The organism is Hymenobacter negativus, from assembly GCF_016056375.1.
Classification (GTDB): Bacteria; Bacteroidota; Bacteroidia; order Cytophagales; family Hymenobacteraceae; genus Hymenobacter; species Hymenobacter negativus_A.
The window spans coordinates 772,043-798,057 of the sequence record NZ_JAEDAE010000001.1 but is presented as its reverse complement, the minus strand read 5'-3'; the positions used below and the strand labels follow the sequence as shown (position 1 = coordinate 798,057).

Below are 26,015 nucleotides of genomic sequence, written 5' to 3'. Positions count from 1 at the left end.
TGGGAATGCTGGCCTTGTGCGCGGGTTACGCGGCGCTGGTAATGCACAGCTCCAGCTGGACCGAGGCGCGGCAGCTCGACGCCATTTTTCCGTTTTATAAATGGCGCATCCGGATTTTTTCGGCCGATGAATATTCCCGCGCCAGGCAACTGCTGGCGGGCGTAGCAGTATTGTTCGGCTTACTGGCCGGCACTTGGATTAATTCGTCCCGTGGCCGCATTGAGGGCCGTCAGTTGATGCGTGAACTGCGCTCCGTAATCGCGGGGTTGCGGCGTGCTTTCGCGGCCTTGCCCACTGCACAGCGGCGCGGAGCGGCCCTGCTCCTGCTCGCACTTACGGCTTTCCGGTTTCTCATCAGCTTACCGGCCGTGACGCCGGGCTACGACGACGTGCCTTCTTACGAAATGTTTGCCAGTAAGAGCCTGCTGGCCGTTTCGGCTTACTATCCGGTTCCTAATAATCATGTGCTGTCCAACACCATTAGCTGGGTGTTTTATCATCTGACTCCTGGGTTTTGGTTCACCATGCGTCTGCCGGTGATACTGGCGGCCACGGTGGCCACTATGCTACTCTTTCTGGGCCTGCTATGGGCGCGGGCCAGCTTTCGGGTGGCGTGGCTGAGCACGCTGCTGTTCAGCCTGGCCCAGCTTAGCCTGTACCATGTGGCCGTGGGCCGGGGCTACTGGCTGCTGACGCTGATGGCGGTAGTGGCCTTCTTCGCGTCTCTGGCCCTGGTAAATGGCACGCGCCAGCCCCGTGCCGCCTGGACCGGCCTGATGGTGGGCGGCGTGCTGGGCCTCTACACGGTGCCCACGTTTGCGTTGGTGCTGGGGTCGGCTTTTTCGTGGCTGGGTTTCTCCTGTTTGCGCCAGCGCAGCTGGACGCGCATTGCGGTACTAGCCGTCTCCGGCGCGGTGGTAGTGACGGGCAGCCTGCTACTTTATTCGCCGCTGCTCTTCGTGTCGGGGCCAGCCATTTTCTTTGGCAATGGCTTCGTGGCTCCGAAGACATTCGGGACATTCTGGCGCGGTCTGCCGGCGTACCTGTGGGAAACCGAAGGATTCCTTGCAGGTCAGGCGAAGATTGGCGGGCTGCTGGTACTGGTCGTGTTGGCGGCGGTGCTGTTGCTCAGGCGACGGGTGCCACAATGGCCCACCGCGCAACAGCAGCTCTGGCGCAGGCTGGTACCGGCGGCAATATGGTTCATGGCCTTTCCCTACGCCATGATGGCGGTACAACGCGTATTCGCCCCCGGCCGTGCCGTGCTATACAAGGCGTTTTTTTTCTTCCTGCTACTGGCGCTGGTGATTGATTGGCTTTTGCAGGTGACCCCGAAAGCCTGGCAACAGTGGCTGCGCCCGGCCCTGAGTGTGGTGGCGGTGCTCTGGTTCAGCTACGAAATCAACAGCCTCTGGCGCGACAACCAGCGCCCGCGCCGCCGCAACGAAGCATTGTACCAGGCCTTTCTGTGGCTCGACCAGCACCCCAAAGCGCCCACGCTCATCCCCGAATCAACCCACAGCCTCTTCGTGCGCATGTACCTGCACTCGGAGCGCCCAGGCCAACTTTGGCTCATCGACCACTTCCCGCAGCCGGGCATTAGCTACACCTACGTGCTGGCCTTCCCGGATTTGCACGGCTGGTTTCAGCCCCGTTTTGCCTTCCCCCCCGTTTTTCATAACGAGCAGGTTGATATCTACCGGCTCAACCCGGCCGTAGCCGATTCGGCCAGCGCGGCGGGGGCACTTCCCTCCTATTGGCATTTGGCTGAATAGTGTCATTCCAAACGCAGTGAGGAATCTGGCGGAAATTGATGAACGACAATCCTCAGATTCCTCCTGCGTCGGAATGACAATCAATGCCCTCTCGCCAGCAGCGCGATTCCGGCCACAATCAGCAGCAGGCCGCCGACCTGCGGCAATGTCAGCGCCTCGCGCAGCACCACCAAGCCCAGCACAGCCGTGAGCAGCACCGAGCCGCCCACAATCACGGGCGTACCCACCGAGGAATTTACCCCGCGCTGAAACACCACAAAAGTGAGAATTTCGGCCAGGCCCACGCCCAGCCCGGCCAGCACCGCCCAGGCCAGCCCCTTGCCCGATACGGCCAGCGGCTGGCCCTGCAGCTTCAGTTTCAGCAGCCACACGGCCCCGAGGGCAGCGGCCACCAGCTGCAGCACCACCGCGCCCACGGCCGGCGGCACGTGGTCGGCGGCCAGCTTGATGAAGAAATTGTAGAGCGCCAGGCACAGGGCCGTGAGCAGCGCCAGCGGCAGCCAGTTCATCATGGTATTAGATGAGCTTATAGTTGCGGTACTCGCCCAGCCGGTAGCCCGTCAGCTGCTCCAGCCAGCGCTTGAATTTGTCCTTGAAACGGTGCTGGTTACGACTCATGTCGTGCTCGTAACGCCAGTTTTGCTGCTGGATGCGGCCTAGCATCACCTGCGGATGCGTGCCGGTGAAGCGTTGCAGCGAGTCGACCTGACTGTAGTCGAACTCCTCGGCGGGAGCCACGTGCTGGGCCACCCACTCATCGGAATGCCACAGCTTGTTGAAAGTTTCCTGCTTGCGCTGCATGGCGGCGGGCGTTTTCACCCAGCCGTAGTGGTGCACGGTGGCATCGAGCAGCTTCACATGCAGCTTGCTGTTATCGGCCAGCCGAAAGCCCTGTGCGTCACGGTACGAAGCCACCCCAATGCCAGGCCGCACAATGCGGATTTCGCGCCGGTACCAGCGGTAGGAATCGCCAACGTAGTCGTAAGAACCGTAGAAATGACGGTAGTTCAGCAGCAGGCCCTGCACCGATTTATCATCCTTCCAGCGCTCCATACCGGCCCGAATGGCCGCGTAGTCGGCCTCGTGCAGCACCTCATCGGCTTGCAGGTAGATGGCCCAGTCGGCATCGGCGGGCACGGCGCCCAAGGCCTTGTCGGTTTCCACGGCCAGCACCCGGCCGCCCTCGCGCAAAGAGTCGTCCCATACCGTTTCGATGATGCGGATTTTGGGAGAGTTGATTTGCTGAATCAAGCCCAGCGTATCATCTTCCGAATTGCCTACGGCTACTACTATCTCATCACAGAGTGGCAGCAGGGAATTGATGCTTTCGAGGACAGGGTAATCGTATTTGATGGCATTGCGGACGAAGGTGAAGCCGACGATTTTCATAGAAAAATTAGACGCGAAATCAAGAAGTTATTCCAATCGTTTAAGGAGATTTTCCTGCACTTCCCGCCATTCCTCAAGTTCCCCTGCTTCCTCCCATAGCTCTTGCAATTCAGATTCCTCTCTGATAAACCAAACTGCTCTTACAGCTAGATTCAAGAACTTTTCATAGTCTGGAAACTTCTCCCATCCAGCCCCAACAACCAACTGACGAATGTCATCAGGGAAATTCGATACAGGTTTTTTGCGAGAAGCTGCAATGATTTCAACAGCAACTAGAGCTTCCTCACAATCACTCGCGTCAAGATATTTATCACTCAACGCTGTGTCATTAACACGCACCAAAATTTCTACTAACGAGGCCGAACTGGGATTGTCCCGAAAATCCCCTATGAAATCTGAGGCTGTATCATTATCCAAGTTTCCTATTCCCCAAGCACCCATAGTTATTAATTAATGATTCAAGAAAGTTTATTAAGCCATTTCTACCGCAGCTTCTCTTTCAGAATATCCATCTCCACGGCCGGGGAACTCCGCTCGTATAGAATATTATACGCGGCCTCCGTTATCGGCATGTTCACTTTGAGCTTCTTATTCAGCTCGTGGATGGATTTCACGGCGTAGTAGCCTTCGGCAATCATGTTCATTTCCAGCTGGGCCGACTTCACCGTGTAACCACGCCCTACCATGCTGCCGAAGGTGCGGTTGCGCGAGAACTGCGAATAGGCCGTCACCAACAAATCGCCGAGGTAGGCCGAGGCCGACAGGTCGCGCGGCTGCGGGTTGATGGCCTGCAGAAAGCGGCGGATTTCCTGCACCGCGTTGCTGACCAGCACGGCCAGGAAATTGTCGCCATAGCCCAGGCCGTGGGCAATGCCGCCGGTGAGGGCAATAATGTTTTTCATCACGGCGCAGTATTCGATGCCGTCGAGGTCGGTGGCCGGGTGCGCGCTCACGAAGCGGTTGCGCAGCAGCTCGCAGAAGGCCAGCGCCAGCCCCGCATCGGGCGAGCCGATGGTGAGGTAGCTCTGTTTTTCCAGCGCCACTTCCTCGGCGTGGCACGGGCCGGCAATCACGCCCAACTGCGTGCGCGGCAGCCGGAAACGCTCGGCCACGTAGTCGGTCACGAGCTGGTTTTTGCTCGGAATCATGCCCTTAATGGCGGAAATCACGTTTTTGTGCTTCAGCGCGTCACGGTCCAGCTTGTCGAGTACGGGCTGCACGAAGGCGGCCGGTACGGCTAGCACCAGCCAGTCGGCTTCCTCAATGGCATCTTCCAGGTCGGTGGTGGGGTACACGCGGTTCAGGTCGAACTGCACGGCCGAGAGGTAGCGCGGGTTGTGGCGGGTGCGCAGCAGGTGCTGCACGTCCTCTTTAGAACGCAGCCACCAGTCCACGCGGGCGCCGTTTTCGCTGAGGATTTTAACGAGTGCGGTGGCCCAGGAGCCGCCGCCGAGCATGGCAATTTTTTCCAAAGGAGATGGGTGGGGATAAGGCAGAGAATTGGGTGCAATAACGGCAAAACTCCTCTCCCAAGCCGGAAGAGGAGTTTTGCACGTACGGTAGAACGAAGTTATTTGGCGTCGTCGGGGCCTTCTTTCAGCCCTTCTTTATTGAGCGTTTTCTCGTCTTTGATGTCCACCACCGCGCCATCTTTCAGGGTTTTCGCTACGGCTCGGAATGGCCCGCGCACTATCTGCGCCCCGGCCGGCACGCCGCTCAGTATCTCAATGTTCTGGAAGTCGCTGATGCCAGTTTTCACCGGCGTCATCACTGCTTTGCCATCCTTCACCACGAATACCACTTCCTGAATGTCGGCCTTTTTGGTGGTCGCAGTAGGGTCAACGGCCGTGGCGGTGCCGCTGCCCCGGCTGCCGCCCACGCGCGGTCCGTTCTTGGCATTTTCGGTTTTGGCCGAGTCCGAGCGGGTGGTCACGGCGGCCAGCGGCACGCTCAGCACGCCGCTTTTGCGGTCGGTGATGATGTCGACCGAAGCCGTCATGCCCGGGCGGAACGGCACCACGATATGGCCGCGCACGTTGCGCAGCAGGTGCTGGTAGCTCTCGGGCAGCAGCCGAATGCGCACCTCAAACTCGGTGACGGCTTCGGCCGTGAGGGCGTCCTTGGCCGTGTTAGCAATGTTGGTCACGAGGCCGCGGAACTTCTCGTCCTTGTTGCTGTAGGCGTCCACTTCCACTTCCACAGAGTCGCCAATGCTCACGTTGTTCACATCGTTCTCGTTCACGTTCACGCGCACCTCCATGTTGTTGAGGTTGGCAATGCGCATGATTTCGGTACCGGCCATCTGGGTGGTGCCCACCACACGCTCGCCCTTCTTCACGTTGAGCTTGCTGATGGTGCCGCTCACGGGCGCGTAAATCGTGGTTTTGTTAAGGTTTTTGCGGGCTTCTTCCAGCGAGGCCGAAGCCGCATTCACGGTGCTTTGCGAGGCCCGGATGGTTTGCCTGGCGCTGTTGATTTCCTCCTGTGAGGCGTTGTAGGCGGCCTGGCTGGCTTCGTAGTCGGCCTGCGAAATCACCTTTTGCTTATACAGCGAGGCGTTGCGGCGGAAGGTCAGCTCCGTTTGCTTGGCCGAAGCCATGAGCTGCTGGAGGCGGGCCTGGGCCTGGCCCACGTTGGCGCGCTGGGTGCCGACCTGGGCGCTCTGCATGGCCACCTGGGCCTGGTAGTTATCGGGGCGAATGCGGAGCAGCAACTGGCCCTTGCGCACAGAATCGCCTTCCTGCACATACAGCTCGGTGATTTCGCCGGACACGTCAGGCGAGATTTTCACTTCGGTTTCGGGCTGCACCTTGCCCGAGGCGCTCACCTTCTCCACAATGTTGGCCGGGCCGGCCTTGGCCACCAGCACTTCCACGCCGGGCACTTTGCCCACCCAGCCCTTCTTCTTCGCCACGGTGTAGCCCACGATGAGCACCAACACCAACCCTCCTAAAATGTACAGTAAACGGTTGTTTTTCATGGATTTTCATTCAACATTTATCAATTAACATCTAACAGCCCGGCCACGCCGACGTGCCTGTTAAATGATAAATGTTAATTGTTAAATGATTAGAGTGAAAGTGGCTTGCCCTGGTAGAAGTCGAGCACCTTGCGGCGGAAAATGAAGCTGTACTTGGCCTGAATCCGGTTCGACTCGGCGAACGTGAGGTTATTTTTGGCGATGTTGAATTCGGTGCCGTTCAGCAGGCCGTTGTTGAAGCGGATTTCCGAGTTGCGCTGCGTGAGCGTGAGGGCCACCACCTGCCGCTTGGCCGCCGCGTATTGCAGCTGAGCGGCGCGGGCATCGGCGTAGGCCTGCTCGATGCTTTGGCGCAGCGTGAGGCGGGCCTGCTCGGCGCGCACGGTCTGGGCCTGCTCGTTGATAACGGCGCGCTGCACACCGGTGCGCACCTGCAAGCCGTTCAGAATCGGAATGTTGAGCTGCAGCGCCACCTGTTGGCCCAGGTTCTTGTCCAGCTGGTCCCAAAAGCCCTGCGGCAGGCTGATGATGTTGCGCTGGTACGTCAGCACGCTGAGCGGGGTCTGCACGCCGCCGTTGTTCACGAAAAACGTGGTGCGCCGGGCCGTCGAGTCGGTGCCAATCGAGTTAACCGTCCGCACCGACGAATAGCCCGAGAATACCTGCCCCGTCAGGGCCAGGCGCGGGTAGTAGCCACCGCGGGCCAGGTCAGTGCCCCGGCGGGCGCTTTGCACGCGCAGCTCAGCCGCCCGAATCTCGGGTAGGTTGCTGGCCGCGGTTTGGTACGTGGCGTTCAAATCCAGTGCCAGGGTGCCCTCCTCGTCGGGGTCGGGTAGCTGGGGCACGGCAATGGCGAACCCGCCCGCGTTGGCCGGGTCGATGTTCATGAATTGCAGCAGCGACAGCCGGGCCAGGTCGGCCTGGTTCTGGGCCGTCACCACGTTCAGCTCGTCGGTGGCCAGCTGCGACTGGCTGTCGAGCAGCGTACTTTCCGGAATGCTGCCGGCCTTGAGTAAAATCTTCGTGCGGGCAATCTGCTCCTGGTCGCTGGCCACGCGGGTTTGGTTGGCACGCACCAGCTCCTGGGCCAGCACCAGCTGCAGAAAGGCCGACGCCACGTTCAGGCTCAGGTCGTTCCGGGCCTTTTCAATATCGGCCAGGCTGGCCTTGTAGTCCAGGTCGTTGCGCCGGATGGTGTTACGCAACTGAAATCCCTGAAACAGCGTGAGCTGCGCCACCCCGGCAAAGTTATTGGCCCGCACGGTGCTGTTCTGAAACTCATAGGTGAGCGGGTTCACGCTCGTGCCATACTGCCATGACTGCGAGCCGCTCAGGTTGACCGAGGGCAGCAGCGCGGCGCGGCTCTGGCGCAGCACCTGCTGGTTGTTTTGGGCCTGCAGCTCGCTTAGGCGCACGTTCAGATTATGGGCCAGGGCATAGTCCACGGCGCCTTGCAGCGTCCAGGGGCCGGTGGGCACGGCTTGGGCGGGGGCGCTGGAGGGCGGCGCTGCCGGAGCGGCCGGCGTTTGGGCCTGCGCGGCGGACGCCAGCAGCAGGTTCAGCCCCAGCCCGGCCAGGGCCAGTGCCCGGGGCGAATAGGCAGCAATGGGTATCCTCGTTTTCATTTTGCAGAAAATTGGGTGCGTGGTGGTAGCATAATCGGTTTCGGAACGGCTTTATTACACGGCCGGGCCTTAGTCCAGCGTCGGAATGTAAGTGATTCCCTGCACCCAGCTCAGCTGCCGGAGGTAGGTGAGGGTTATTTCTTTAATCGGGCTGTCCATTTCAATGAACTGCCGGGCGGCGTCGTTGCGGCCCTTGCGGCTCACCATCATGGTGGCGATGTTGCACTGGTCGTGGGCGATGACCGAGGCAATGAAGGCAATGGAACCGGGCACATCATCGGCATCGATGATGAGCGTGTGCAGCGCGCCCGAAAAATCGGCCGGGAAGCCATCCACTTCCACAATGCGAATCACGCCGCCGCCCCGGCTCTGGCCCACCACTTCCACGCGGCGGCCGGTAGCGCCATCCAGCAAGTTCAGCTTGATGGTATTGGGGTGCATGGTGGAGGCATTGCCCACGCCCTGAAACACATAGCGCAGGCCGGCGGCCTCGGCGTGGTCGAACGCGGTGCGGATGCGGGTATCGTCGGGCGCGTAGCCCAGCAGGCCGGCCACGATGGCGCGGTCCGAGCCGTGCCCCTCATAGGTGCGGGCAAACGAGTTGTAGAACGTAACCACGGCCTCGGTGGGCACCGCCCCCAGAATGCGGATAGCGGCCCGCGCAATGCGCACCACGCCCGCCGTGTGCGACGAGCTCGGCCCAATCATCACGGGGCCAATCATATCAAAAATGCTGGATTTTTCAGCCATGGGCAGATGCCTTCGGTCGGTTTGGAAGGCTAAAAGTAGCGGTTGCGCGGCGGACTAAGCGGTTATTGGGCGTGGCACTTTTCACACAATAAATTTTCGAGGCAAATTCTTTTCGTCCAGGATTGGGGGCAAAGATGCGCCCCAACCGTTTTGGTTGCGGATTGTTCGGCACGCCGCGCAAAATCTCATTTTGTAAAGTCAGTATTCTGACGATATTTGTCGCAGGCCCACCCAGCCTTTTCCCACCATCCCACCTCACTTCCATTTTCATGTCCCCCTCTCCCACCCAGGAGGAGTTTTCTCCCGCCGTGCTGGCGCAGCTGCGCCGGCTCCAGGAGAAATACGCCCCCGATGGCCAAGACCTGGCCGCCTACCTCGAAGGTCTGTACCACGCCAAATACGTTAACTACTGGGATTATATCGAGCTAGACACTTTACTCTCCCTCCAGCGCCCGCTCACCAACCTGCCCGACGAGCGGATTTTCATCATGTACCACCAGATTTCGGAGCTGTATTTCAAGCTCTGCCTGTGTGAGTATGAGCAAATCGGCGACCTCAAGCAGCCCACACTGGGCGAAGTGGTGCTGCGCATCGGCCGCATCAACCGCTATTTCGACAACCTCATCGACTCGTTTGATGTGATGGTCGACGGCATGGATAAGCAGCAGTTTCTCGATTTCCGCATGGCCCTCATGCCCGCTTCGGGCTTCCAGAGCGTGCAGTACCGCATGATTGAGATTGCCAGCACCAGCCTCGAAAACCTCACTGACGAAGCCAAGCGGCAGGCCCTGGGCAAGGCTTCGGCCTACGATTACGACGAGCTGCTGGGCTGCATCTACTGGAAAGCCGGGGCCACCATTGAAGCCAGCGGTGCCAAAGCCCTCACGCTCATCGAATTCGAGCGCAAGTACACCGCTGACTTGGTGCGCCACGCCGAGGCCTTCCACCACCGCAACGTGTGGGCCGTGGTGCAGCGCCTGCCCGAAGATGACCGCCACCACCCGCGCCTGCTACGCGCCCTGCGCCAGCTCGACATTAGCGTGAACGTGAACTGGCCGCTGATGCACTTCAAATCGGCGGTGCGCTACCTGCAGCGCAACCCCGCCGACTTGGCCGCCACCGGAGGCACCAACTGGCGCAGCTACCTGCCTCCCAAGTTCCAGCGCCGCATTTTCTACCCCCAGCTCTGGAGCGCCCAGGAACTCGAAGACTGGGGCAAAGGCTGGGTCGAAAGCGTACTGGAAGAAACCGCCAACGCATAGGCATTTGCAAGTTTGAACTCAACACGAAAGGCCTCATCATTCAATTGATGAGGCCTTTTTGTTTGTTATGACTTAACCAGAAGACTGGAGCCAGTAATATGGTAATGCGCTGAACCCTGGGTTTTAAAGCATCCGGACGGTTTAATCGTCAGACATGGTATCATGCCTGCATAAGCTCCATCTTTATGAACGCGCTGCCCCTCACCGGCCTTATCGACCGTCGCATTCTCATAAATTTTCGCGCCGACCCGGCGGTCGTTAGTAAGCTGTTACCCGCTCCTTTTCGGCCACAGTTGCAGGCGGGTAGTGCGATGGTGGGCATTTGTCTGATTCGCTTGAAGCAAGAGCGGCTCCGCGGCTTGCCAGTGGCGTTCGGGCTAACGTCGGAAAACGGGGCCCACCGCATCGCCGTTGAGTGGGAAGTAGGCTCCGGGTTGCAACAGGGCGTTTACATTCCCCGCCGCGACACCTCTTCCCGCATCAATTGCTTGGTTGGAAACCAACTGATTGGAAAACACTACCACAGCAAATTCTGGGTAAAGGAGCAAGACGGCAGTTATGCTGTCTCATTTCTCAGTTCCGACGGCACTTCCCTGGCGGTGGAAGCCCAGGAAACTACGATTTGGCCGTCAACCAGCATTTTTGCCAGCTTGGAGCAAGCTTCCGAATTTTATCAAAATGGAGCAACGGGCTACTCACCCAATGCCTCCGGGCCGGGTTTCAGGGGAGTTAAGCTGAGCACGCGGCAATGGCAGGTTTCGGCTCTGTCTGTCGGCAATGTCATTTCCAGCTATTTTGAGGATGCCACCCTGTTCCCTCACGATTCTGTGGTTTTCGACAACGCCCTTTTAATGACGAACACAGCCCACGAGTGGCGCCGTTTATCGGCACTTTAATACAACATTGTGCTTTTTTAAGCACGCGCCTCCCCGACTGCCGGTGCCCAACAGCAGGGGCCGTACAACCGTCATGTATTCGGGAATTTGACACCATGCCGTTGGCGTTACTTAAAGGCCGAGTACCCTGCCCGTTTAAGTTACCGTCGGTTGGTGCCGTACATTTTCCACCGACCAAAAAAGGCCGCCGCTGCAACTACGATAACCAGCCCCACCGTAGCGTAGCGGAATCCGCCCTGGCCGGTTTGCGTCCAGCTCCACCAGGCCACAATTCCCGCCAGAAACATCAGCGTGGTGACCAGCAACAGCCGCATGGGAGAAACGTACGGAGACCTCAACATGGTTTTCATGGCTGGGAAAATTTAAATGAGAGAATGAATAAACAGGCTGAAACACTTCGGCAGACGAATTCGAGCTGCTGCCGGACGGATTTGATATATAATATATATAAAATAATTTATTTAGACAAATAAACTTGGTGGAGCATATTATAGCATATAGCAGTGCGTCTCCGCTCAATCCCTACTCTACCATTGCGCCCTTCTCGGCCCGCGTTTCACTCATGCGCCAGTACACCAGCAGCGAAAGCAGCGCGCAGCCCGTCACGTACCAATAAAACCATTCTTCCACGCCGTGCTGCTTGGCGAATAGCGCCACGTACTCGGCCGTGCCGCCAAAAATGGCCACCGTGAGGGCAAACGGCAAACCCACACCCAGCGCCCGGATTTCGGTCGGAAACAGTTCGGCCTTCACCACCGCGCTAATGGACGTGTAGCCGCTTACCACAAACAACGCCGCGACGAGCAAGCCTGCTGCCAACCAGGCATCGTGGGTTTGGGCCAGCTGCCGCAGCAGCGGCACCGTGCCCAGTGTAGCCCCAATGCCAAACATCAGCAGCACGGGCCGCCGCCCTACTTTATCGGAAATAGCGCCCAGCAAGGGTTGAAACAACAGCGCCACGGCCATCACCCCAAACGAAATTATGGTAGCCTGTTCCTTGGTGAAGCCCGAGGTGTTGACCAGAAATTTCTGGGCGTAGGTGGTGAAAGTGTAGAACGCCAGCGTGCCGCCCAGCGTGAGGCCGACCACGGTGAGCACCGCCCGCGGGTACTGCATCAGCAGGCGAAACTGGCTGGGCAAAGGCGCGCGGCCTTTGCCTTCGGGGTTGGCCGAAACGGTGCTTTGCTGCTGTTCGAAAGCAGCCGTCTCGCCCATATGCGTGCGCAGATACAGTGCGCCCATGGCCGCCAGTGCCCCGATGACGAACGGAACGCGCCACCCCCATTCACCCAACTGCGCCGGGGTGAGCAGCTGCTGCAGGCCCAGCTGCACCACCAGCGCCAGCAGCTGCCCACCCATCAGGGTGAGGTACTGAAAGCTGGACCAGAAACCCCGGTGCTTCGCGCCCGCCATCTCGCTCAGGTATGTGGCCGAGGTGCCGTACTCGCCTCCCACGCTTATGCCCTGCACCAGCCTAGCCAGCAGTAGCAGTGCCGGCGCGACTACCCCGATGCTGGCGTAACCGGGCGCGGCGGCAATCAGCAATGAGCCGCCGGCCATAAGCCGCACCGAAAGCAACAGCGCGGCCCGACGCCCATTGCGGTCGGCATACGCGCCCAGCAGCCAAGCTCCCAGCGGCCGCATGAGAAAGCCCACCGCGAAAATGGCGGCCGTATTCAGAAGCTGGGCCGTGGTACTGCCTTTGGGAAAAAAGACGGGAGCGAAGTAGAGGGCAAAGGCCGAGTAGGCATACCAGTCATACCACTCAACCAGGTTGCCGATGGAGCCGCTGATGATAGAACGCAGTCGCGAAACCGGCGGGAAAACTGTAGTTGTAGTCATGAAGCAAATAAACGGTTTGCGTCGCACCAAGGCTGAGACCTTTCGCTTTTCTGCTCGAAATACGCTGTTGTAATGGCCGTAACTTTGCAAAGGCATTAATCAATTCACTGCCGATAATCAAAAGGATAGCCACCTTTCAAATTACACAAATGTTAAAACAAGAATTAGAAATACTCCTTGCCCCGGAAGTCGCATTTGATGAGCTAGCCCGCTACGAAGCTATTTTAAAGCAGGCTGGATTAGTGCCGGGCGAAGCGGATTTTGTGCATTTTCGTCGCCGTTCCATTGATGCTCGGGGCCGCCAACCTCTCGTGCGCCTACGCGCCGACATTTACCGTAGCACTCCACCGGGCGAGTTATTTGGACCCTGGTTTATTTATCCAAATGTGAAATCTAATAGCCCGCGTGTGCTTATAGTTGGCGCTGGCCCGGCGGGGTTATTTGCTGCTTTGCGCTGCCTTGAGTTGGGGTTGAAACCAATTGTGCTGGAGCGCGGGCGAGACGTGCGTACCCGCCGCCGCGACCTCGCCGCCATCAACAAAGAGCATCTGGTGAACCCCAACTCCAATTACTGTTTTGGTGAAGGCGGTGCTGGCACGTATTCGGATGGCAAACTTTATACCCGGGCTACTAAGCGCGGCGACGTGGGCCGTGTGCTCCGCCGCCTGGTGCAACACGGCGCTACGCCCGACATTCTGGTGGATGCTCACCCCCACATTGGGACCAACAAACTGCCGGCCGTGGTGCAGGCCCTGCGCGAGGCCATTATCGAGGCGGGCGGAGAAGTGCGTTTCGAAACCCGCGTGACCGACCTGCTGCTTGACAACAACCAACTGCGCGGCATAGTCACGGCCAACGGCGAGAGCATCGAAGCGGAGGCGACCATTCTGGCCACCGGCCACTCAGCCCGCGACATTTACGAACTGCTGCACCGGCGCGGCGTGCTCATCGAGGCTAAACCGTTTGCCTTGGGTGTCCGCGTCGAGCACCAGCAGGAGTTGATTGACCAGGCGCAATACCGCCGGGCCGAACGCGGGCTGCTGCCGGCCGCCTCCTACTCGCTGGTGCACCAGACGGAGGTGCGCGGCGAGCAGCGTGGCGTGTTTTCGTTTTGCATGTGCCCTGGCGGCTTTATCGTGCCGGCGGCCACGGCCCCGGGCGAAGTAGTGGTGAACGGCATGAGCCCAAGCCGCCGCGACTCGCGCTTTGCCAACTCCGGCATTGTGGCCGCCGTGGAACTGAGCGACATGGACGTGAAGCAGCATGGCCCGCTGGCCGGCCTGCATTTTCAGCAGCAGATTGAGCAGCTGGCCTGCCAGGCGGCGGGCGGCACGCAGCAGGCCCCGGCCCAGTTGCTCGGCGACTTTCTCAAGGGCAAAACCTCCGCCAGTCTGCTCGAAACATCTTACCAGCCCGGCCTTGTGTCTGTGCGCATGGACGACGTGCTCGGGCCGGTGCTGGCCGAACGGCTGCGCCAGGGCTTCCGCGATTTCGGCCGGAAAATTCCCGGCTATGCTACCAATGCTGCCCAGATTGTAGGCGTGGAAAGCCGGACTTCGGCCCCCATCCGCATTCCGCGCGACAAGGACACGCTTCGGCACCCGATGGTGGCGGGGCTGTACCCATGCGGCGAGGGCGCGGGCTACGCGGGCGGCATTGTGTCGGCCGCAATGGACGGCGAGCGGTGTGCCGAGGCCGTGCGGGCCGCGGTGAGCCGCTAGTTGCGGGCCAGCGGCAGTGGCATGGCGCTGAGGCGCGCCAGCACCCGGCGGACCATGCGAGTGCAGCGCGCGCCCAGGTAGGCAAAGGTGTGCTGCGGGGCAAAACCGGCCAGCTGGGTGCGCAGCTGCTCACGCGCCCGCAGCAGGCGCACTTTCACGTTGGCCTCGCTGAGCTGCAGGGCTCCCGCGGTGGCGGCCACGCTCAGGCCTTCTACTTCGCGCAGCACGAATACGCTGCGGTATTTGTCGGGCAGCGATTGTACGGCTGCTTCGAGGGCTTCGCGCAGCTCGTCGTTTAGCACGGTTTGCAGTGGCGTGGGGGCAGCAGCGGCGGGCTCCGGCTCGTCGTCGGGGGTGTTGAGGTCGACAAAGCGCTGCTGGCGCCGCCGGTCCATCAGGCATTCGTTGAGCATGATGCGGGTGAGCCACGTCGGAAAGCTGGCCCGGCCCGCAAAACCACCGAGCTGCACATAGGCCTTTACCCAGGCATTCTGCATGGCTTCTTCGGCGGCGGGGTGCCCCAACAGGGCCACGCCGGTGCGGAACATGCGCTGATTATAGCGCCGCATGAGCAGTTCAAAAAGTTGCTTTTCGCCCGCTAGCACCCGGCTGATTATTTCAGCGTCGGTAAGCGGGCTGTATGGCATGAGGGCCAGGGGCGGCAGCATGATGGATGGTGCGCTAATGGTTTTCGACGGGATATTCTTTAGATGCCCCAACCTGGAATTCGGTTACAGAAAATAGCAATAATAAAATGTAACCCGCCGCAGGGGTAATTCATCCAATGGCAACAACCCATTAAAACCCCATTGCCATGTTACCCTCCGCCAACTTCCCCTACGCCGGGCCGGAAGCCCGGCCCGCGACCGGCCCGGTCCACACCGTAGTCCGGGTCCTGACCTTCACCTACGGCATCGTGCCCATCGTGGCCGGCCTCGACAAATTCACGAACCTGCTCACCAACTGGGAAGCTTACCTCGCGCCGGGCCTGGTGAAGATGCTGCCCGTTCCGGCGCATTCATTTATGATGCTGGTGGGTGCCATTGAAATTGCGGCCGGCGCGCTGGTGCTGTGGCGGCCCCGCCTCGGGGCCCGCGTGGTAATGGCCTGGCTCACGGCCATTGCCCTGACGCTGCTGGGCAGCGGCCGATACCTCGACGTAGCCGTACGCGACCTAGTGATAGCCGTGGGAGCCTGGGCACTGGGCCACCTGGAAGCATCTGACCAGCCGCAAGCATAACCTGGCAGCCCCACAAGCGGTTATTGCGTATGGAGCACGAACGTTTTTGCATCCGCACGTATTTAACTACCCATGGAATCTACGAAAAAAACCCTCGTTCTCGGGGCCTCAGATAATCCCTCCCGTTACTCCTACCGGGCGGCGCACATGCTCAAAAACCACGGCCACGAAGTGGTGCCCGTGGGCATCCGCAAAGGCCAGGTGGCGGGGCTCGACATTCACACCGACCGCCCCCAGGAAAACGACATCGATACGGTGACGCTTTACGTGGGGCCGCAAAACCAGCCCGCTTGGTACGACTACATTCTGGACCTCAAACCCAAGCGCATTCTCTTCAACCCCGGCACCGAAAATCCTGAGCTGGAGCGCCTGGCCCAACAGCGCGGCATCCAGACCGAAGAAGCCTGCACGCTGGTACTGCTCTCGATTGGACAGTATTAACTAACCTGATAATGCCAACTGCGCGCCTCCCGAAATCAACTTTCGGGGGGCGCGCTTGCTTTTGCGGGCTAGCAGCCGATGGCCGGCAAGGGGCGAATTCTGCATCTTTTTGGCCTTATTCCGTACCAGAGGCGGGGCCGCAATGCCCGAATTTTGCACCATACCCCGGCACCTCTATCACGGTGCTCCTACCACTATGTCACCCTCCCCCGAAACCACCACCCTCGACATTGAAGGCATGAGCTGCGCGGCCTGCGCCTCGGCGGTGGAAAAGTCGCTGGCCCGCACGCCGGGCGTGCAAAGTGCCCTCGTCAACTTCGCCACCGAAAAGGCCACCGTGCAGTACCGGCCCGACCAAGCCACGCCTGCCGCCCTAAAAGCAGCCGTAGAAAATGCCGGCTACGGCGTGGTGGAGCGCGCGCCCGACACCAGCGCGGCCGACCGTCAGGCCGAAGTCGACGCCCAGAAAGCAGCGGCCTACCGCCAGCTCAAGCGCCGCTTTGGCGTGGCCGCGGCACTCGCAGCCGTGATTATGGCGCTGAGCATGCTCATGCTCTGGCCCGCGATGATGGCCCGCCTCAACATGAAATGGCTGAACTGGGCCCTGCTCCTGCTCACGCTACCGGTGCTGCTGTTCAGCGGGCGCGAATTTTATGTTTCGGCATGGAACGGCCTCCGGCACCGGGCCGCCAATATGGACACGCTGATTGCCGTGGGCACGGGCGCAGCCTTTGTCTATAGCCTCGCCGCCACGGTTGCGCCCGGGTTTTTCCTCAGCCGGGGGCTGCGGCCCGAAGTGTATTACGACACCACGGCCACCATCATTGCCCTGATATTATTGGGCAAGGTGCTGGAGCTGCGCGCCAAAACCCAAACCTCGGCCGCCATGCGCAGCCTCCTCGGCCTGCAGGCCAAAACCGCCCGCGTGGTGCGTCCCGATGGTCAGGAAATCGACACGCCTATTAATAAGGTACAGTTGGGCGATATTGTGCTGGTGCGCCCCGGCGAGAAAGTGGCCACCGACGGCCTCATCACCGAAGGCCGCTCGACCCTCGACGAAGCCATGCTCACGGGCGAAAGCCTGCCCATGGAAAAGCAGGCCGGCGACGCCGTGTTCGGGGCCACGCTCAACAAAACCGGCTCTTTCCGCTTCCGTGTGACTAAGGTTGGGGCCGATACGTTGCTGGCGCAGATTGTGAAGCTGGTGGAAGATGCCCAGGGCAGCCGCGCGCCCATTCAACGGCTGGCCGATAAGGTGAGCAACGTGTTTGTGCCCACGGTGGTGCTTATCGCCATCCTCACGTTTGGGCTGTGGTTCGGTTTGGCCCCGGCCGGCACGCGCCTGCCGCTGGCACTGGTCAATTTTGTGGCCGTGCTGATTATTGCCTGCCCCTGCGCGCTGGGCCTGGCCACGCCCACGGCCATTATGGTGAGCACCGGCAAGGGCGCCGAGCACGGCGTGCTCATCCGCAACGCCGAAGCCCTCGAAAAAGCCTACCAGGTAAACACCGTGCTGCTCGACAAAACCGGCACCATCACCCGGGGCGAGCCGGCCGTGACGGATTTCTGGGCCGCTCCTAGCCAGCTCAAGGAGAATTTGCTGGCGCTGGTAGCCGCCGTGGAGCGCCAGAGCGAGCACCCGCTGGCGGCGGCCGTAGTGCGCTACGCCGAGGTGCAAAACGTGGCCTCGCCGCCAGCCACCGATTTTCGGGCCGTCGAAGGCCGGGGTGCAGCGGCCACCGTGGCCGGCCAGGCCCTGCTCATCGGCAATGCCGGCCTGCTGGCCGAAGCGGGAATTTACCTGCCGCCAGCCCTCACCACGCAGGCTGCGCAGCTCCTCGCCCAAGCCAAAACGGTGCTTTACGTGGCCGTGGCGGGCCAGGCGGCGGGCCTCATCGGCGTGGCCGATACGGTACGCGAGACCTCCCGGGCGGCCATTCAGCAGTTGCAAAAAATGGGACTAGAAGTAGTGATGATGACCGGCGACAACCCCGAAACCGCCGCTCAGGTAGCGGCGCAGGTAGGCATCACGCGCTACTTTGCCGAGGTGCTGCCCGCCGAAAAAGCCACCCAGGTGCAGGCCCTGCAAGCCGAGGGCCGCGTGGTGGCCATGGTGGGCGACGGCATCAACGACGCGCCCGCGCTGGCCCGGGCCGATATCGGCCTGGCCATGGGCGGCGGCACCGACGTAGCAATGGAAACCGCCGGCATCACCCTCATGCGTTCCGACTTGCGGGGCGTGGTTACGGCCATCGAGCTCAGCCGCCAAACCATTCGCATCATTCGCCAGAATCTGTTTTTCGCTTTTATCTACAATACGCTGGGCATACCCATCGCGGCCGGAGCGCTCTATCCAGTGTTCGGCATTCTGCTGTCGCCCATGCTGGCGGCTGGCGCGATGGCGCTGAGTTCCGTATCGGTGCTCACCAACTCACTGCGCCTGCGGGGCTTCCGGGCCGAGTAATCACTCACGCTCATTTCTATGAAAAATCTTTTTCTGGCTTCCTTTGGCCTGTTAGTAGGCACTTCGGCCTTCGCCCAGCACACCCACATGCCGGGCATGAATATGCAGATGCCGGCCGCCAAGCCTAAGCCGGCAGCGCCCAAGCCAAAACCCATATCCACTCGCCCGGCCCCCGCACCGCGCCCAAAACCCGCCGCTGCCGATACGACCCGCGCCAAAGCGGCACCGGCCATGCCGGGAATGGACATGCCCGGCATGAACATGCCCGCGCCCGCAGCTGAGCCAGCGCCTGCAGCCCGGCCAGCCCACGACATGCCCGGCATGAGTATGGGCTCGAGTGGCAATACCGCCATGCCTGGCATGGCCGCCGACAGTAGCGACATGATGATGGAAATGCGCAACTCGTTTTCGAAAAACCTGCCCATGACGCGGCAGGGCTCGGGCACCAGCTGGCATCCCGATTCCTCGCCCATGTACATGCAGATGGCCCAGGCGAAAGGCTGGGACATGATGTTGATGTATTCCGTTTTCCTGCGCTACACCAGCCAGAACTTCAACCATAGCGCGCTGCGGGGTGATGCTAATTTCCGGGCCAACTCCTACGTAATGGGCATGGCCAACCATCTGGTGGGCGAGCGCGGGCTGTTCAGCATTCAGGCCATGGTATCGGCCGACCCCGTGACGGTGGGCGGCGCGGGCTACCCATTGCTGTTCCAGACCGGCGAATCCTGGAAGGGCGAAAAGCTGCATGACAACCAGCACCCGCACGACCTCGTGAGCGCGCTGGCCTTGGGCTACACCTACGCCGCCAGCCAAGACGTAGACCTGACCGGCTACCTCGGCTACCCCGGCGAGCCGGCCATCGGGCCGCCCGTGTTCATGCACCGGCCCTCGGCGGCCAACCTGCCTGCAGCGCCACTGGGCCACCACTGGCAGGATGCTACGCACATCCAGTTCGGTGTGGCCACGGTGGGCGTGCGCTACCGCAACGCCAAGCTCGAGGGCTCCCTCTTCACCGGCCGTGAGCCCAACGAAAACCGCTACAGCTTCGACCGGCCGCGCTTCGATTCTTACAGCGCCCGCCTCTCGGTAAACCCGTCCGATAATCTGGCCCTGCAGGTTTCGGCTGCCCATCTCAAAAGCCCGGAAGAACTGGAACCCAACGACAACGTGGACCGGACCACCGCCTCGGTGATGCACAATGCCAATGTGGGCAAGGAAAGTATTTTGTCGTCCACCTTCGTGTGGGGCATGAACCGGCACAGCGGCATTGGTGAGGAAACGACTTATTCTCATTCCTTTCTACTCGAAAGCAACCTCCAGGCCCGGCAATTCAATCTTTTCACCCGCCTCGAAACGCTGCAGCTTAATTACGATGAGCTGCTACTGCCCGCCGCCACCGACCACGACGCCCACGCCAACCGCCAGGTGGCGGCTTTCACCCTGGGCGCGTCCAAATACATCGCCAAAACCAAAGCCGGCTGGCTCGACCTTGGCCTCACTGGCACCCTCAATACCTATAATACCGAGAATGCCGCCCTGCTCACGGCCTACGGTCGCAACCCGCTTTCCTTCGAAGTGTACCTCCGCTTCATTGCCCCGCGCATGAGCATGCATATGGGCCACGGCGGCATGAAGCACGGCGGAATGCCAGGCATGAAAATGTAAAGCGGCTGACTGCTTAGTGGCTGAACGCAGTGCCAATAACATGGCGCTGCGTTTTCTTTTCATCGCGCCCAATGCCCCGCCAGCAAGTGCCGTTTATATTTGGCCTCAGATTACGGTGATGGATTGCCACCGCGAACCGCCGGAGCCCCCGCCCCGCGCTGATGATTCCTACGAAACGGCACAGCCCCGATGGCAGTGCCGTATGGTTCATCCTGCCGTTCGCACCCATGTTTGCATCCGCCTCTTTTGCCCGCCTGCGGGCCTCCCACTTCGTCTCGGTTCTGCTATTTCTACTGCGCTGGCTGCTGATATGCAGCTTGGTAGGCGCACTGGCGGGCACGGCTTCGGCCGGTTTTCTGGTGTCGCTCGATTGGGTCACGCGCTGGCGCGAAGCCCACCCCTGGGTGCTGGCGCTGCTGCCGGTGGCGGGCCTGCTTATCGGTTTGGCTTACCATCATTTCGGCAGCCGGGCGGTGCGCGGCAACAACCTTATTCTCGATGAAATCCACCGGCCCAGCCAGCGGCTGCCGCTGCGGATGGTGCCGCTGGTGCTGGGCGGCACGCTGGCCACGCACCTGTTCGGCGGCTCGGCGGGCCGCGAGGGCACGGCCGTGCAAATGGGCGCGGCCCTGGCCGACCAGCTCCCCCGCTGGCTGCGCCTGCGCCCACGCGACCGCCGCCTGCTGCTCATCGCCGGCATGAGCGCGGGGTTTGCCTCCGTCTTTGGCACGCCGCTGGCCGGGGCCGTGTTCGGGCTCGAAGTCTTTTTGCTGGGCTCCATTCGCTACGATGCCGTGCTGCCCAGCTTCCTCGCCGCCGTGGCGGCCGACTGGGTCACGCGGGCCTGGGGCGTGGGCCACACCCACTACCCCACACTGGGCGAGCTGCCCCTCACGCCGCTTTTGCTGGGCTGCACCCTGCTGACGGGCGCGTTATTCGGGCTCACAGCCCGGGCTTTTGCTGCCCTCACGCACGGCATCGGCCGAGTTTTCAGCCGCATCAGCTACCCGCCTTTGCGGCCAGTAGTGGGTGGTGTGGTGGTGGCCGGACTGCTGTGGGTGGCCGGTCCTCTGCGGTTCGGCGGCTTGGGCATCCCCGTGATTGTCGAAGCCTTTCAGCATCCGCTCGCCCCCACCGACTGGGCCTGGAAGCTGGCCCTCACGGCCCTCACGCTGGGCTGCGGCTTCAAGGGCGGCGAGGTCACACCGCTGTTTTTTATTGGGGCGGCGCTGGGCAGTGCGCTGGCGGTGGTGCTGCCGCTGCCCGTGGCGCTGCTGGCCGCCATGGGCTTTGTGGGCGTGTTCGCCGGCGCGGCCAATACGCCGCTGGCCTGCCTGCTGATGGGCCTGGAGCTTTTTGGAGCCAACGCCAGCGTGTACTTGGCCATGGCCTGCGTGGTGGCGTATCTGTTCTCGGGCCACACCGGCATCTACGGGGCGCAGGTGGTGGGCCAGGCCAAGCACCTGCGCGATGGCCGGCAGCAAGGCCGCCCGCTGCGCGAGCTGCCCTAGCCAGACCTACAGCAGAATATCAAACGTGAGGGCGGGCATCACGAGCAGCTTCCGACTTGCAACGCGCATATCGCCGGCCTGATAGTCGGCCACGAATCCATTCGCCAATAGTACGTTGATGCCGGCCCGGAAATCGTTGCTGAAGCGCAGGTTCAGGCCCATGCCGCCGCCCACGTTGAAGTCCGTCAGGTTGCCTTTGGTATTGCTGTTGTTGGAATTGGGGCCCAGGTCCCAGTGGTACAGCGAATAGACGCCACCGATGCCAACCACCGGTTCCAGACGCGGGTTTTTCAGGGGAATGTAGTAGGTGAGCAAGCCGAGGCCCCCGGCGCTAAATTCGTTTTGCCGGTGCGAATCGAATACCTGCGTAGCCACCAGCCGCCCGCCAAAATGCGTCCCAAAACGCCCTTCTGCCTGCACGCCCAACACCTTGGGATTGCCCAAAATGCCCAAGGCAGCGGTGTATTTCCGGTAATCAGCCGACTTAACGGGTGCCTGCTGCGCCGCCAGGCGTGAGACGGCCAGCGAGCACAGGAGGAAGGGTAGCAGTTTCAGCATAATGGCCTTGATTAGCGCCTGCGAATCTACTCCATCAAATCCAACGAATGGGGCGCAAAAAAAACTTCCCGCCTCAGGCAACCCTTCCCGTCCTTTTCGCATCTGCCGCCCTGACTCACCATCCCTTCTGCTCCTTTGCCCACCCTTACCGTGACGACCGAAGCCGACCTCATCGCTGCTTGTGTGCGGGGCGAGCACCGGGCCCAGCGCCAGCTCTACGACCAGTTGGCCGGACTGATGCTCACCGTGTGCCGCCGCTACCTCAAGCGCCGCGAAGACGCCGAAGAAGCCCTTATTCTGGGCTTTGCCAAGATGTTCCGGGCCCTGCCCAACTACCGTTTTGAAGGCAGCTTTGAGGGTTGGGTGCGCCGCATTATGGTGAACGAAGCGCTGATGCAGCTACGCCAGCGCGAGATGATGACCGTGTCGTTTGAGGACTTTGCCCAGCCCGAAAACCTGGCCACTACCGCTGCCACCGCCGATACTCAACTACAGGCCGAGGACCTGATGGCTCTGCTGGCCACCCTGCCCACCGGCTACCGCACCGTCTTCAACCTCTACGCACTGGAAGGCTATGGCCACCAGGAAATTGCCGAACTGCTGGGCATCAGCGAAGGCACCAGCAAATCGCAGCTGAGCAAGGCCCGCGCCATGCTTCAGCGGCGCGTTCAGTTTTCCGCCATTTCGGCGAATTAGCTCTTATTCTTATGCTTCCCGAAGATAATATCGACGATTTATTCCGCCGCCAGCTCGACGGCCACGCCACTCCGACCGGCGACGACCTCTGGGCGCGCCTGCAAGCCAGCGCCCCCCAGCCCGAAGCCCACGACCCACGCCTCGACGAGCTGTTCCAAAAAAACCTCGCCGCCCACGCCACGCCCCCGCGCCGCGAGCTCTGGGAGCGCCTCGAAGACGAGCACCTGCGCCCCCGCCAGCGCCGCGCCGCCGCGTGGTGGCCCATGGCCATGGCCGCTGCTGTGCTCATCCTGCTGCTGGCCGGCGGGGCTGGCCTATGGCTCGGCTTCCCGGCCGGTAAAGCAGACGGCAATGACGTGGCCGTTCAAAAAGCGGATGGTGCGAATGCTGCGGCGAGCAAGGCTACGATAGGTGCCACCGCACCCAACGCCACGGCAGCCTCAAAGGCCGCTACGACGACGACCGCCACAACCGCCGCATCAGTTTCTGAAGCAGTAGTGGCTGCAAATAATACCCTGGAAGCCACCAAAAACCTGGTTTCTGCTTCTGTTCAAAAAAACACCGCGGCCCAGGCAACCCGCTCCCTGGCCCTCGCATCTACCGCAACAAAGGCCGGTAAGTCGGCCGAGCGGCTGTCGCCGCGCCACTCGCTGGGAAGCAACTGGCAGCCGGACGCGGCCGCCCCTTCGCCCGCCCTCGTGGCCCGCACGACGACCGTTCCCCCGACCCAAAAATCCGCTACTGACGAGCAGCACCCGGCCCCGGTGGTAGCCGCCAACACCCCGCCCACCCCAGCGCCCGCGACGGTAATCGACCCCGCCCGCCTGGTGCCTTCCGCCGAGCTTATCACGGTGGAGGTGCGCAACGGCGAGGCCCCGGCCCGGCCCGCCCGCGCCGTGGCCTCGGCCCTAGCCGCCAGCCCCGAACCGGCCGAGCGCCGGCGGCTGGGCGGCCGCCTCCTGCAGCAAGCCGGCCACTTGGTGCGCGGCGAGCGGGTGAGCCTGGCCGAAGTGACGGGCCTGCCCGAAAACGTGACCATTCAGGCCACCGTGGCCGGGCACCGGGTCACAAAATCCATTCAATTGTAATTCACCTTTTCTTTCTCGGAAATCATGCAACGCGCTTTTCTCCCCTCTTTTCTGCTCTTCACTGCCCTCACGGCCGGGCTGACCGAGGCCCGCGCTACCGGCCTGACGCGCCCCGCTACGGTGCAGGACACCATTGTGATGCGCCTGCCCAACCGCGCCACCCTCACCCTGACGGTGCGCGATGCGGCCCAACTGCGCCAGCTCAAAAACTACCACCTCGACTCGCTCACCACCCGCCTGGCCACCTACATCACGCAGGCCGAGGCCGCCGCCAAAGCCGGCACCACCAACCAGGTGACCATGCGCTTCTACCCCGACAAGGACCAGCCCGGCCAGAACCTGCCCGAAGAAATCCGCATCACGGCCCACAAGCCCGGCACCGACGGCACCAAAGGCCCCACCAAAACCCAGGTATTTCTGAATAAGAAATTCGGCATCACCACTTACAACAAAGGCGATGGCGAGAACTCCTTCACCATCGACACGAACGGCAGCACGCATGCCACCGCGAAAGGAGATTCGGCGAAAAACGCCAGTCGGAGAGACCGCCACACCGTTGACCTACACTTCGAAGTCGGCCCAAACACCTTCGTCAATTCTTCGGCCAATGGCGTGAGCACGGCTCCTCCGTTGCGCTATTGGTCTTTTTGGGGCGGGTCGGGCATCACCAGTTTTGGCCTCGATTATGTGCAGCCCCTGGCCTATAGCAAGCGCGCCAAGTTGGCCATCACCTTTGGTCCTGAATTTACGAGCAACAGATTCCTTCTGAGCGGCAACAACCAGTGGGTGAAGAACGGCAACATCACGACTACGGAGCGCGCGCCCGATAGCAAGCAGATTGACGATTCCAGGCTCGTAGTTAACTATTTGAACTTGCCCATAATGCTGCGCCTAAAGCTGCGCAACAAAGAGGACAAGCGGACCCTCTCGGCGGGCATTGGTGCCTTTGGCGGCTACCGTGTGGGCGGCAACATCACCACGGAATACAAGCTGGCCGGCAGCGACAATAAGCACGAGGACAAGCTGCGCGGCGACCTCAACGTCAACGACTGGCAGTATGGCCTGCAAGGCGAGTTGGGCTTTCACTTCCTCCGGTTTTTCGCCAAGTACAACCTGAATGAAGTGTTTCAAACAGGTCAGGGCCCTCAAACCCACGCCCTCAGCTTTGGCTTCCGCTTTATTGGTTTCTAAGTCAGATTCAAAGTATGAAAAAAGCGCCCCGGCATTCCGGGGCGCTTTTTTTATGGCCTGTCATCCTGAGCGGAGCAAAGGACCTTATCACGTAGGAATAACTCAAACGTGATAAGGTCCTTCGCTCCGCTCAGGATGACTGATATTAAAAATTACTCGTTTCGAAAGAAGTTATCCAGCAGAATGGCGGCCGAAATCGCCACGTTCAAACTCTCGGCTTGGCCGCCGGCTCCGCGCGGAATGTGCAGCCGCCGCGTGAGGGCCGCCGCCACGGCGGGCGTGAGGCCGTGCGATTCGGAACCCATCACGAGCACGCCGGCGGGGTGCAGGCTGAGGCGATGAACGTTGTCGCCTTCCAAATCGGCGCCGAAGATGCCCACGGCGGGGGCCAGCGTGGGTAGCCACGCGGCCAGGTCGCGCTCCCAGACACGCACGCGGGCGAAGGCCCCCATGCTGGCGGCCACGGTTTTGGGGGCATAGGCATCGGCGCACCCGGGGCTGAGCACCACGCCGGGCAGGCCGTACCAGTCGGCCAGGCGCAGCAAGGTGCCAAGGTTGCCCGGGTCGCGCACTTCGTCGAGGGCGAGCAACAAAGCCGATTCGGGCAGCGTTAGGGGCAGCGGGGTTTCGGCGGGTAGGTGCACCACGGCCAGGGCGGTGGTATTGGTGGCCAGCGTGCCGAGCTGGGTGAGTTCGGTTTCGGTGGCGGCGCTGAGCGGCAGCCGGGCGGGCAGGTGGGCACGGTTTTGGTCGATGAATTCGGCCGTGGCCAGCACGTGTTCAACTTCCAGGTCGGAACTTAGCAGCTCCAACACGCTTTTGCCCCCCTCCACCAGGAACGCCCCGTGGCGGTGCCGGTACTTCTTCTGGTGCAGCGACTGCACGTATTTGCCAAGTGCTTTTGAAACCATTACGCTT

General features: G+C 61.3%; 24 protein-coding genes and 1 riboswitch. Of the genes, 12 read left to right on the top strand and 12 right to left on the bottom strand.

Features of this window, described 5'->3' with window-relative positions; translation table 11 throughout:
- Positions 1-5: 5 nt before the first annotated feature.
- Positions 6-1,775 (top strand): hypothetical protein, encoded by a 1,770-nt coding sequence (locus I7X13_RS03465; protein WP_198074365.1) that lies wholly within the window; start codon positions 6-8, stop codon positions 1,773-1,775.
- Between the two features lie 80 nt (positions 1,776-1,855).
- On the opposite strand, the gene I7X13_RS03460 is transcribed toward I7X13_RS03465, so the two are convergent.
- From I7X13_RS03460 to sdaAB, 7 genes are all read right to left on the bottom strand, one after another.
- A complete protein-coding gene (locus I7X13_RS03460; protein WP_198068368.1) occupies positions 1,856-2,287 on the bottom strand; it encodes an EamA family transporter in 432 nt (143 codons plus the stop codon).
- 4 nt (positions 2,288-2,291) lie between these two features.
- Positions 2,292-3,164, bottom strand: coding sequence for a glycosyltransferase family protein (locus I7X13_RS03455; protein WP_198074364.1), 873 nt, complete (start codon positions 3,162-3,164; stop codon positions 2,292-2,294).
- A gap of 27 nt (positions 3,165-3,191) precedes the next feature.
- Positions 3,192-3,605, bottom strand: a complete 414-nt coding sequence (locus I7X13_RS03450; protein WP_198068366.1) for a DUF4259 domain-containing protein — start codon at positions 3,603-3,605, stop codon at positions 3,192-3,194.
- Positions 3,606-3,646: 41 nt separating this feature from the next.
- Positions 3,647-4,636 carry an NAD(P)H-dependent glycerol-3-phosphate dehydrogenase gene (locus tag I7X13_RS03445; protein ID WP_233454646.1) on the bottom strand — a complete coding sequence of 330 codons (990 nt, stop codon included), beginning with the start codon at positions 4,634-4,636 and terminating at the stop codon, positions 3,647-3,649.
- A gap of 98 nt (positions 4,637-4,734) precedes the next feature.
- Positions 4,735-6,144 carry an efflux RND transporter periplasmic adaptor subunit gene (locus tag I7X13_RS03440; protein WP_198074363.1) on the bottom strand — a complete coding sequence of 470 codons (1,410 nt, stop codon included), beginning with the start codon at positions 6,142-6,144 and terminating at the stop codon, positions 4,735-4,737.
- Positions 6,145-6,233: 89 nt separating this feature from the next.
- A complete protein-coding gene (locus I7X13_RS03435) occupies positions 6,234-7,769 on the bottom strand; it encodes a TolC family protein (protein ID WP_198074362.1) in 1,536 nt (511 codons plus the stop codon).
- Between the two features lie 69 nt (positions 7,770-7,838).
- Positions 7,839-8,519: an L-serine ammonia-lyase, iron-sulfur-dependent subunit beta gene (gene sdaAB / locus I7X13_RS03430; RefSeq protein ID WP_198074361.1), complete on the bottom strand. Its 681-nt coding sequence runs from the start codon at positions 8,517-8,519 to the stop codon at positions 7,839-7,841.
- A 269-nt stretch (positions 8,520-8,788) separates the two neighbouring features.
- Between sdaAB and I7X13_RS03425 the strand changes: the two genes are divergently transcribed.
- On the top strand, positions 8,789-9,781 hold the full coding sequence (locus I7X13_RS03425) for a tryptophan 2,3-dioxygenase family protein (protein WP_198068362.1): 993 nt from the start codon (positions 8,789-8,791) through the stop codon (positions 9,779-9,781).
- 185 nt (positions 9,782-9,966) lie between these two features.
- Entirely contained in the window at positions 9,967-10,677 is a 711-nt protein-coding gene (locus I7X13_RS03420; RefSeq protein WP_198074360.1) for a DUF2071 domain-containing protein, read from the top strand.
- A 140-nt stretch (positions 10,678-10,817) separates the two neighbouring features.
- Here I7X13_RS03420 and I7X13_RS03415 read toward each other — a convergent pair whose 3' ends face one another.
- On the bottom strand, positions 10,818-10,991 hold the full coding sequence (locus I7X13_RS03415) for a hypothetical protein (protein WP_198074359.1): 174 nt from the start codon (positions 10,989-10,991) through the stop codon (positions 10,818-10,820).
- A 208-nt stretch (positions 10,992-11,199) separates the two neighbouring features.
- On the bottom strand, positions 11,200-12,519 hold the full coding sequence (locus tag I7X13_RS03410) for an MFS transporter (RefSeq protein ID WP_198074358.1): 1,320 nt from the start codon (positions 12,517-12,519) through the stop codon (positions 11,200-11,202).
- Positions 12,520-12,668: 149 nt separating this feature from the next.
- Between I7X13_RS03410 and I7X13_RS03405 the strand changes: the two genes are divergently transcribed.
- Positions 12,669-14,240, top strand: coding sequence for an NAD(P)/FAD-dependent oxidoreductase (locus tag I7X13_RS03405; RefSeq protein ID WP_198074357.1), 1,572 nt, complete (start codon positions 12,669-12,671; stop codon positions 14,238-14,240).
- Here the strand turns inward: I7X13_RS03405 and I7X13_RS03400 are convergent.
- Complete coding sequence (locus tag I7X13_RS03400) at positions 14,237-14,908, bottom strand: sigma-70 family RNA polymerase sigma factor (RefSeq protein ID WP_198074356.1); 672 nt, start codon at positions 14,906-14,908, stop codon at positions 14,237-14,239. The genes I7X13_RS03405 and I7X13_RS03400 overlap by 4 nt on opposite strands.
- A gap of 146 nt (positions 14,909-15,054) precedes the next feature.
- Here I7X13_RS03400 and I7X13_RS03395 point away from each other — a divergent pair, with 146 nt between their 5' ends.
- From I7X13_RS03395 to I7X13_RS03375, 5 genes are all read left to right on the top strand, one after another.
- Entirely contained in the window at positions 15,055-15,480 is a 426-nt protein-coding gene (locus tag I7X13_RS03395; RefSeq protein WP_233454645.1) for a hypothetical protein, read from the top strand.
- A 72-nt stretch (positions 15,481-15,552) separates the two neighbouring features.
- On the top strand, positions 15,553-15,921 hold the full coding sequence (locus I7X13_RS03390) for a CoA-binding protein (protein WP_198068356.1): 369 nt from the start codon (positions 15,553-15,555) through the stop codon (positions 15,919-15,921).
- Between the two features lie 196 nt (positions 15,922-16,117).
- Positions 16,118-18,385 carry a heavy metal translocating P-type ATPase gene (locus I7X13_RS03385; RefSeq protein WP_198074355.1) on the top strand — a complete coding sequence of 756 codons (2,268 nt, stop codon included), beginning with the start codon at positions 16,118-16,120 and terminating at the stop codon, positions 18,383-18,385.
- Between the two features lie 18 nt (positions 18,386-18,403).
- Entirely contained in the window at positions 18,404-20,053 is a 1,650-nt protein-coding gene (locus I7X13_RS03380) for a hypothetical protein (protein WP_198074354.1), read from the top strand.
- 105 nt (positions 20,054-20,158) lie between these two features.
- Positions 20,159-20,231, top strand: a riboswitch (Fluoride riboswitch).
- Between the two features lie 49 nt (positions 20,232-20,280).
- Positions 20,281-21,564, top strand: coding sequence for a chloride channel protein (locus I7X13_RS03375; protein ID WP_198074353.1), 1,284 nt, complete (start codon positions 20,281-20,283; stop codon positions 21,562-21,564).
- A gap of 6 nt (positions 21,565-21,570) precedes the next feature.
- Here the strand turns inward: I7X13_RS03375 and I7X13_RS03370 are convergent, their stop codons facing one another.
- Positions 21,571-22,122, bottom strand: a complete 552-nt coding sequence (locus I7X13_RS03370) for a hypothetical protein (protein ID WP_198074352.1) — start codon at positions 22,120-22,122, stop codon at positions 21,571-21,573.
- 135 nt (positions 22,123-22,257) lie between these two features.
- Between I7X13_RS03370 and I7X13_RS03365 the strand changes: the two genes are divergently transcribed.
- From I7X13_RS03365 to I7X13_RS03355, 3 genes are read left to right on the top strand one after another with little or no spacing between them, the layout of a single operon-like run.
- A complete protein-coding gene (locus tag I7X13_RS03365; protein WP_211531962.1) occupies positions 22,258-22,818 on the top strand; it encodes an RNA polymerase sigma factor in 561 nt (186 codons plus the stop codon).
- Positions 22,819-22,829: 11 nt separating this feature from the next.
- Positions 22,830-23,906, top strand: coding sequence for a hypothetical protein (locus I7X13_RS03360; RefSeq protein WP_198074351.1), 1,077 nt, complete (start codon positions 22,830-22,832; stop codon positions 23,904-23,906).
- A 24-nt stretch (positions 23,907-23,930) separates the two neighbouring features.
- Positions 23,931-25,097, top strand: a complete 1,167-nt coding sequence (locus tag I7X13_RS03355; RefSeq protein WP_198068350.1) for a porin family protein — start codon at positions 23,931-23,933, stop codon at positions 25,095-25,097.
- Positions 25,098-25,249: 152 nt separating this feature from the next.
- On the opposite strand, the gene I7X13_RS03350 is transcribed toward I7X13_RS03355, so the two are convergent.
- Positions 25,250-26,008 (bottom strand): RNA methyltransferase, encoded by a 759-nt coding sequence (locus tag I7X13_RS03350; protein WP_198074350.1) that lies wholly within the window; start codon positions 26,006-26,008, stop codon positions 25,250-25,252.
- Positions 26,009-26,015 lie beyond the last annotated feature (7 nt).